Origin of the sequence: Weizmannia agrestimuris (genome assembly GCF_943193165.1) — a bacterium.
Lineage (GTDB): Bacteria > Bacillota > Bacilli > Bacillales > Bacillaceae_C > Weizmannia > Weizmannia faecalis.
Genome location: NZ_CALPDC010000071.1, coordinates 1 through 7,579 on the forward strand (window position 1 = coordinate 1; position 7,579 = coordinate 7,579).

Sequence of the window (7,579 nt, forward strand, 5' to 3'; positions counted from 1 at the left end):
CCAGAAAAACAGCCCCTATACTCCATATTCCCTCATATTCAGATAACCCTTTTTACACAATTATACGGACTTAACTAGGCAAGCCTGGAGAATCATTACAAATAAATCAGCAGAGATGGGAGGCGCTCCTGTGACAGAAGAAAACGTGATTCGTCAAAAACAAATGCTCGTAACAAAAGAAAGATTAGTGACAGATTTTCGCAAGCTCGGGCTGAAAGAAGGTATGGTGGTTATCGTCCACTCGTCTTTAAGCGCGCTCGGCTGGGTTTGCGGGGGAGAGGTTGCCGTCATTCTGGCTTTAATGGAAGTGGTAACAGAGCGCGGCACCATTGTGATGCCGGCCCAAACAGCGAATAATACCGACCCCGCCTTTTGGGAAAACCCGCCCGTTCCAGAAGCTTGGTGGGAAGAAATCCGCCGCTCTATGCCTGCATTCGATCCCGCCGTCACGCCGACTTACGGCATGGGCCGGGTTGCCGAGCTTTTTCGGACGTTTCCGGGGGTTTTAAGAAGCCATCATCCAACTTGTTCGTTTACTGCTTGGGGACGGGAAGCAAAATCAATTTTGAGCGGACATTCGCTCGACTTCCCGTTCGGGGAAAAATCCCCGCTCGCCCAGATTTATGACCGAGATGGCTGTATTTTGCTGCTCGGTGTCGATTACCACGCCAATACATCCATGCATCTCGGCGAATCCAGGTCCAAGCATACAAAACGGTGTACGCAGAGCTGCGCGATGACAATAAACGGAAAAAGGGTCTGGCAATCATACGAAGATTATGAGGAAAACTCCGATTTATTCAATAAAATCGGCCGCGCCTTTGAACGCAGCCATCAAGTTAAAACCGGTTTTATCGGCGCTGCCCCGTCAAAACTTATCAAACAGCGGGCGCTCGTCGACTTTACCGCGCAATATTTGGATGAGTTATACACGGATACGGAAAAAGCGCACCGCTAGTTTTCTAATTTCCTTTTCGGGCGGATCCCAGCGTGCACAACAGACCGGCTTGCCGCTATTGATACGCCAGCATCAGGTTGCTATATCTTCATTCACCCGTTTCCTCGGCCGCTTGTGATTTCGCATGAGTGCAGTCGATTTGCACAGCACGCTCCCTTGCCATTAAGAATCCGTAATCGTCCCACCGTTTACATGCAGCACCTGCCCGGTCACATAGCTGGAATCACGGGATGCGAGATAAACATAAGTGGGAGCCAGTTCATACGGCTGGCCGGCCCGCTTCATTGGCACATCAAGGCCGAATTTGGCAACCTGTTCCGGATAGAAGCTTGACGGAATCAGCGGTGTCCAAATCGGCCCCGGTGCCACCGCATTGACCCGGATGCCCTTTCTCACCAGATTTTGCGACAAAGACCGGGTGAAAGCCACAATTGCCCCTTTTGTTGCAGAATAATCGATCAAATTTCGACTTCCTTCATACGCCGTGACAGAACTGGTAAAAATGATCGAGCTGCCGGCTTTCAAATACGGCAATGCGGCTTTGACCAAGTAGAAAAAGCTGTGAATATTGTTTTTAAAGGTAAAATCCCATTGTTCATTCGTAATATCTTGCAAATCCTTCTGCACAAACTGCATGGCATGATTGTTCACAAGCACATCCAGATGTCCGAATGTATCCACCGTTTGCTTTACAACGTTTTGGCAATGCTCCGGATCTTTTAGGTCCCCCGGAATCAGCAGGCAACGCTGCCCGAGCGCTTCGATCCTCCGCTTTGTCCGGCTCGCATCTTCTATTTCATAATTGGAAAAATACGGAATCACTACATCCGCGCCTTCTTTTGCAAACGCAATCGCGGTAGCTGCGCCGATCCCGCTGTCCCCGCCGGTTACAATCGCCACTTTATTTTCAAGCTTTCCAGATCCCTTATAGGACGAGTCTTCAATCTGCGGGCGCGGATGCATCAGTTTTTCAATCCCCGGCTGTTTTGGCTGGTGCTGGGGCGGAAAGGCATATTTTTGCGGATGAATGCGGTAACCCGGTTCCGTCCGGGAAAAATACATATCTGGCTTCTGCCAATACAAATGGACCACCTCTTTATCCAGGCTTTTTCCATTCAGTGTATTCGCCTAAAAGCCGGTGGGTGACAATTAATTTCCTTCATTTGCCGGCACTTTTTCCATCACAATCTCTTCGAAATGTTTCACAAGCGCCAGTTCCGGATCGATGGCAAGCGGGTCGTGCCAAGCCAGCCTGAGATAGGCTTCCGCGATCCATTTTTGCCGCTGCCCGGCCAATGCGTCTTCGAGGGCTGTGACACTTTCATATATTTTGACCATTTGCCTGGCTACTTTTTTACAATGGTACGTTTGCGCGGCTTCCTCTTTCGTCTCCATGACAAAACGGCAAGTTTCTTCGAGTTGGTCCAGTCCGGCAGATAGCCATGTACCGGCCTGCAGCTGATCTATTTTCTCCCGCATCATGCCGATAAAAATGTCATGCACTTTAAATTTCCGCATCAGGCGGAGCACTTCAAGGCCGAGAATATTGGCGGTCCCTTCCCAGACAGTAAGCACCTGGGCATCACGCAAAAGCCTTGGCGTTACAAAGTCTTCGATATAGCCGTTTCCGCCGTGCATTTCGATCGCTTCATGGGCAAAATGGATGGCCTGCTCGGCTGTTTCCATTTTCAAAATGGCAATGAGCAGTCTTGTCATGATGTTTTCTTGTTCATCCGCCTTGCCGGAAGCCGTCCGGTCAAAAAGTGTGGCAAGCCGGAACACCGCGCTTGTTTCCACTTCCTGTTTGGCTGCCATTTTGACAAGGGTTTCTTTTACCATTGGATAGTCTGCGAGCCGGCTGCCAAACGCCGTCCGTCTCAGCGCATAGGCCCGCGCTTCCCGGTATGCCCGACGCATGATGCCGATCGAAGCAATGGCATTGCAGATGCGCGAAAGGTTTAGGGCCTCCATCATATAGTAAAAGCCTTTGCGCGGGTCGCCAACCAAGTAAGCTTTTGCCCCGTCAAATACCACCTCACCCGAAGGCACCGCGCACACGCCGAGTTTATCTTTCAAACGCCGGATATAGATGCCGTTTTTCTCGCCGTTTTCTTTTTCCCACGGCACCAAAAACAAGCTTAGCCCTTTTGTTCCGGACGGGGCCCCTTCACGCCTTGCAAGCACCATAGCTACCCCGCACATGCCCACATTAGAGGCAAAATATTTTTCGCCGTAAAGCCGGTAACAGCCGCCTTCCGAAACGGCTTTTGTTTCATTGGCGCCAACGTCTGACCCGCCTTGGCGTTCCGTTAAAAAAGTGGCACCTTCATAGCGCTCCGCTTCACCTGTTGAGATTAGCTGCGGCAAATAGGCTTGTTTCAGTTCATGGCTACCATAATGGTCAAGCAAATAGGCGGCTGCTGCCGTCAATGTGACCGGACAATAAAACCCGGGTTCCGATTGCGACAGCAAATAACCTTGCGCAAACGCATACACATAATTGCCTTTTTGGCCCAATGCCGGAATGGATTTATGGACATATCCAACAATGCCTTTGTTATACACTTGCTCCACTGTTTTTAAATAACCCTCATTTACACACACTCTCGATACATCTTCTCCGTAGCGGTTATATTTGATCAGCTTGGGCTGGCCTTCCCGGTCCGTGTGGGTCGCCCGTTCGTCAATTTCTCCGGCGCACATTTCCCCGAATTCGGCCAGTTCCTTTTCTGCCCAATCAAAAAACAGCGGATCCAAATATTGTTTCAAAAGCCGTGCCAGGTTCGGATCGTCATGGTAAAAGTTCATTGGCCATCCCCCTCAATACTTGTTTTTGGATTTTTCCCGTGGCGTTCCTCGGCAGTTCTTCTATTCTTTCGTACAACTTCGGAATTTTATAGGATGCCAGTTTCCCTTTTAGAAAGCGTTTGCATTCTTCTTCAATATTGTCCATCGGTTCTGCCAGCACGAGAAAAGCTTTGACCGTTTCCCCCCATTCCGGATGCGGAACACCGATCACAGAAACTTCCCTTATTTTCGGATGGGTAACCAATACGTCCTCGATCTCTTTCGGGTATACGTTTACACCGCCTGAGAGGATCATATCTTTTTTACGGTCCACTACCCAGTAGTACCCTTCCTCATCTTTTCTCGCCATGTCGCCAGTTAACAGCCAGCCATTTTGAAATACGCGGTTCGTTTCTTCTGGTTTCCGGAAATATCCTTTCATGACGCTTTCCCCGTACAACGCAATTTCCCCGACTTCCCCCGCCGCTACGTCTTCACCTTTTTCATTCACAAGCCGGATTTCCATGCCAAGTGCAGCGCGTTTACCGATGCTTCCAGCTTTTTCCGCGTGTTCTTCAGGCAGCAGCAATGTCCCGTTCGGCCCCGCTTCTGTCAGGCCATATACGCACACGAGCCGGTCCGACCGAAAAGCATTTTGAATCAGGCCCACTTCCGGTCTGGAAAGCGGCGCACCGCCATATACCCAATACTTCATGGTGGATAAATCGTAATCCTGCAAGTTCGGCAGTTTTGCCGTGAACAAATAGGCCACCGGGGCACCGAAGAAATGGGTGATTCGTTCTTTTTCTACAGTTTCCACCAATGCTTCCGGTGTAAATACAGGCGAAAGCACATGTGTGGCGCCTACAACCGTGCCTGCAACCAAAAAGAGATGAAGAGGCGCTGAATGGCTGAGCGGCATCATGTGCAGGATTCTGCTTTCCGGTTTCATTGCCATTTCCACACACATCATCCAGGCGGCGGACAAAATATTGCGGTTGGTGAACAAAACACCCTTTGGCTTCCCAGTTGTGCCCGATGTGTAAAGAATAGAAGCATCATCGTCTTCTTTGAGCCGGCACCGGATCTCCGTTTCAGGCGAATGGTTAATCATTTCTTCAAAAATTTGACAGCCTGTCACACGTTCGCCTGTTTTTATTTTTACGAGATGGGGAGGAAAAGTTGCTTCTTTGAGTTCCTCAAAAAGCAGCTCATGGACAAATAACACGTTTGCTCCGCTATCGTCCAACATATACTCCAGTTCTGCGCGGCTTGATTTGGCATTAACCGGCACGACAATACCGCCAAGCCGCATCACGGCAAAATAGGCAATGACAAACGCATTTGTATTTGGCATCACGATGACCGCCCTGTCTCCCTGCTTGAAGTTACAATTTTGGAGGGCATGCGCCAAACGGTTTACTCTGACATTTAATTCCTGATAATTCAGCCGTTCACGAGGCGAAACCAATGCTTCCTGCTGTGGGTACTTTCTTGCATTCCGCGCCAACAGTTCAGAAATATTCATCCCTGCTCCTCCTTTAAGCGTTTTAAACGAGTTTCAAATTCTGCCAGATATTTTTCCAGTTCGGATTGAAGTTCCTGGAGGTTTTGAATTTGCTGTGCAACTTCCCGGCGTTTTTGTTTGCCATACTCGATCGTTTTTTCGAGTTGTTTTATGCCGGAGCGGTCGCAATCGAACAGTTCGATCATTTCTTTAATCTCATCCAAAGAAAAATCCAGTTGTTTCCCGCGGAAAATGAGCTTTAACCTGGTGTAGTCCTTTTTCGAATAGCACCTCCTGCCATTTTGGCTTCTTTTTGGCTTGAACAGCCCAAGCTCTTCATAATAGCGGATGGTCCTCGTGGATACCCCGAATTCGGCTGCCAGTTCAGAAATTTTGCAGGTCATACACCCCTCTCCTTCCCATTTGCCTCTATCATACAATTTACGTTAACGTAAACTTCAAGATATAAAGCGTGAATTCCTTTTATCATTATGAAACAATTAGAGGGGAATACGATTATACAGGAATGCGCCATTTTGGGATTGCATGTCATGGATTTGGTTGATTATGCCAGCCTATATTTCCCTAAATGTATTGAAAAGTTGCCGAAGCGAATGCTAAGGAATAATTGGTTGGTTTTTGAAGGAAGTTTTTAAGGAAGTGACCAGAGGAAGTTCAAACACCGTTCAGAAAATGGAATTAAACAAAATAAAAAGCAGCAACATACCCGTATTCTTCATAAGGAGTGGAAGTGGGAATGATAAAAACACCTCTTCCATCCTAATAAATGTGTCTCCCCCTCTACCTGCCCTGTTTTTAACTTAATGTAATATAAAAAACCATAGATAAGCAAAAAGGAGTAAATAAGCAATGATGTAGAAAAGAATATTCCCTAAGCTTGGTTTTTTATAAATATTATACAAGGACATAAAAAACAGGACGATGAATGCACCCCAGTACACTGGTGTACGCTGAATAAAAGTAACCAGTAAACCGACAACTAAATATATAACGGATGAAAAGCTTCTACGTGTTGAGGATTGACCCATTGATATCACCAAACTTTTTTAAGTTTTTAAAAATACTATTTAAAAAACTTCCCGGTACTGAACGAAGAATCGTTTTGAAAAAATTTCAAAAAATATACAGATCATCTTCTTAATAGACAAATTATTCCATATATAAATCCAATAGTCAAGACACAATTAAACCTTTTAGGGTGGATAAAAATCCGATTAGGATGACAAAGACCTTCGCCTTTAGTGAGAGAAGAAGACCTCCCCACTGATTTGATTCACTATATTATTGACAACACTCGGTGTTTTGGAACCATGTCACTCCCCTCTACGTTACAGTAAACTTCAAGACACAAAGCCCGAAATATGTAAACCAATTTTATTTTTAGGTTGACATATATGCCGCAGTTTTTTAATCTATTAATAGATAAAGGAAAAAAGGGGAGTGAAAAAATGGCAGCGAAAAAATTCCGTGCCATTGATCTTTGTTATGCGGGTATGTTTGCGGCGCTGATGGCCATTGGGGCAAATATTACATCCATTGCGCCGTTTCTTGTTATCGGCGGGGTGCCGATCACATTGCAAACTTTTTTTGCCGTGCTGGCAGGTTTAGTGCTCGGCAGCAGGCTTGGAGCGATCTCGATGGTCGCCTATATGCTGATCGGCTTACTGGGAGCACCGGTTTTTGCGCAGTTCAGCGGCGGGTTTCAAACCGTTTTAAGCCCAACATTCGGATTTATTCTTAGCTTTATCCCCGCAGCCTGGGCAACGGGCAAGATTGTGGAAAAACGCCAAAACTTGACAACGTACTTTATTGCGGCAATCATTGGCCTGATTTTAAACTATTTGATTGGGACCAACTGGATGTACGCCGCGTACAAAATATGGGCGCAGGCCCCACAAGCGTTCAGCTACAAAATTGCCTGGGTGTGGATGGCGGTGCCCCTGCCAAAAGACATCATTTTGTCCTTGGTTGCGGGCTGGCTGGCACACCGGATTAAAGCCGTTTCCCCGCTAATTGCGTTAAAACGGTAGAATGGCCCCGCTTATACTGCCCCGCCCGATATGGTGATTTTTCAGGCGGGACAGTATTTCGGAGCAGGGCATTTCCCCGTTTACTGCGTTAAAACGACGGGATCTTTCCAAATGCATACTTCAGACCCCCGCTTGACGATTAAATCCGATCCCGCTGCAGCCGCCTGAAACGGTGCATTCTTCGGGTGGGACAGTATTCCGGAGCAGGGCATTTCCCCGTTTACTGCGTTAAAACGACGGGATCTTTCCAAATGCATACTTCAGACCCCCGCTTGA

The 7,579-nt window shown here is 47.4% G+C and carries 7 protein-coding genes; 2 read left to right on the forward strand and 5 right to left on the reverse strand.

Annotation, left to right across the window (positions count from 1 at the left end; all coding sequences use genetic code 11):
• The first annotated feature begins 130 nt into the window (after positions 1-130).
• Complete coding sequence (locus NFR98_RS15180) at positions 131-958, forward strand: AAC(3) family N-acetyltransferase (protein ID WP_014095976.1); 828 nt, start codon at positions 131-133, stop codon at positions 956-958.
• A 162-nt stretch (positions 959-1,120) separates the two neighbouring features.
• Here NFR98_RS15180 and NFR98_RS15185 read toward each other — a convergent pair whose 3' ends face one another.
• From NFR98_RS15185 to NFR98_RS15200, 4 genes are all read right to left on the reverse strand, one after another.
• Complete coding sequence (locus NFR98_RS15185) at positions 1,121-2,020, reverse strand: SDR family oxidoreductase (protein WP_044051928.1); 900 nt, start codon at positions 2,018-2,020, stop codon at positions 1,121-1,123.
• 87 nt (positions 2,021-2,107) lie between these two features.
• A complete protein-coding gene (locus tag NFR98_RS15190; RefSeq protein WP_035182336.1) occupies positions 2,108-3,766 on the reverse strand; it encodes an acyl-CoA dehydrogenase family protein in 1,659 nt (552 codons plus the stop codon).
• Positions 3,750-5,273: a class I adenylate-forming enzyme family protein gene (locus NFR98_RS15195; protein ID WP_014095979.1), complete on the reverse strand. Its 1,524-nt coding sequence runs from the start codon at positions 5,271-5,273 to the stop codon at positions 3,750-3,752. Before NFR98_RS15195 ends, NFR98_RS15190 begins: the two co-directional genes overlap by 17 nt.
• Positions 5,270-5,656, reverse strand: a complete 387-nt coding sequence (locus tag NFR98_RS15200; protein ID WP_014095980.1) for a MerR family transcriptional regulator — start codon at positions 5,654-5,656, stop codon at positions 5,270-5,272. Before NFR98_RS15200 ends, NFR98_RS15195 begins: the two co-directional genes overlap by 4 nt.
• A 1,065-nt stretch (positions 5,657-6,721) precedes the next feature.
• On the opposite strand from NFR98_RS15200, the gene NFR98_RS15205 reads away from it, so the two are divergent.
• Positions 6,722-7,303, forward strand: coding sequence for a biotin transporter BioY (locus NFR98_RS15205; protein ID WP_014095981.1), 582 nt, complete (start codon positions 6,722-6,724; stop codon positions 7,301-7,303).
• A gap of 80 nt (positions 7,304-7,383) precedes the next feature.
• On the opposite strand, the gene NFR98_RS15210 is transcribed toward NFR98_RS15205, so the two are convergent.
• Positions 7,384-7,560 (reverse strand): hypothetical protein, encoded by a 177-nt coding sequence (locus NFR98_RS15210; RefSeq protein WP_014095982.1) that lies wholly within the window; start codon positions 7,558-7,560, stop codon positions 7,384-7,386.
• Positions 7,561-7,579 lie beyond the last annotated feature (19 nt).

What these genes read in the sequence shown, in the direction of transcription:
- NFR98_RS15185 (WP_044051928.1), bottom strand. Translation starts at nt 2,020, where the DNA reads ATGTATTTTTCCCGGACGGAACCGGGTTACCGCATTCATCCGCAAAAA.
- NFR98_RS15190 (WP_035182336.1), bottom strand. Translation starts at nt 3,766, where the DNA reads ATGAACTTTTACCATGACGATCCGAACCTGGCACGGCTTTTGAAACAA.
- NFR98_RS15195 (WP_014095979.1), bottom strand. Translation starts at nt 5,273, where the DNA reads ATGAATATTTCTGAACTGTTGGCGCGGAATGCAAGAAAGTACCCACAG.
- NFR98_RS15200 (WP_014095980.1), bottom strand. Translation starts at nt 5,656, where the DNA reads ATGACCTGCAAAATTTCTGAACTGGCAGCCGAATTCGGGGTATCCACG.
- NFR98_RS15205 (WP_014095981.1), top strand. Translation starts at nt 6,722, where the DNA reads ATGGCAGCGAAAAAATTCCGTGCCATTGATCTTTGTTATGCGGGTATG.
- NFR98_RS15210 (WP_014095982.1), bottom strand. Translation starts at nt 7,560, where the DNA reads ATGCATTTGGAAAGATCCCGTCGTTTTAACGCAGTAAACGGGGAAATG.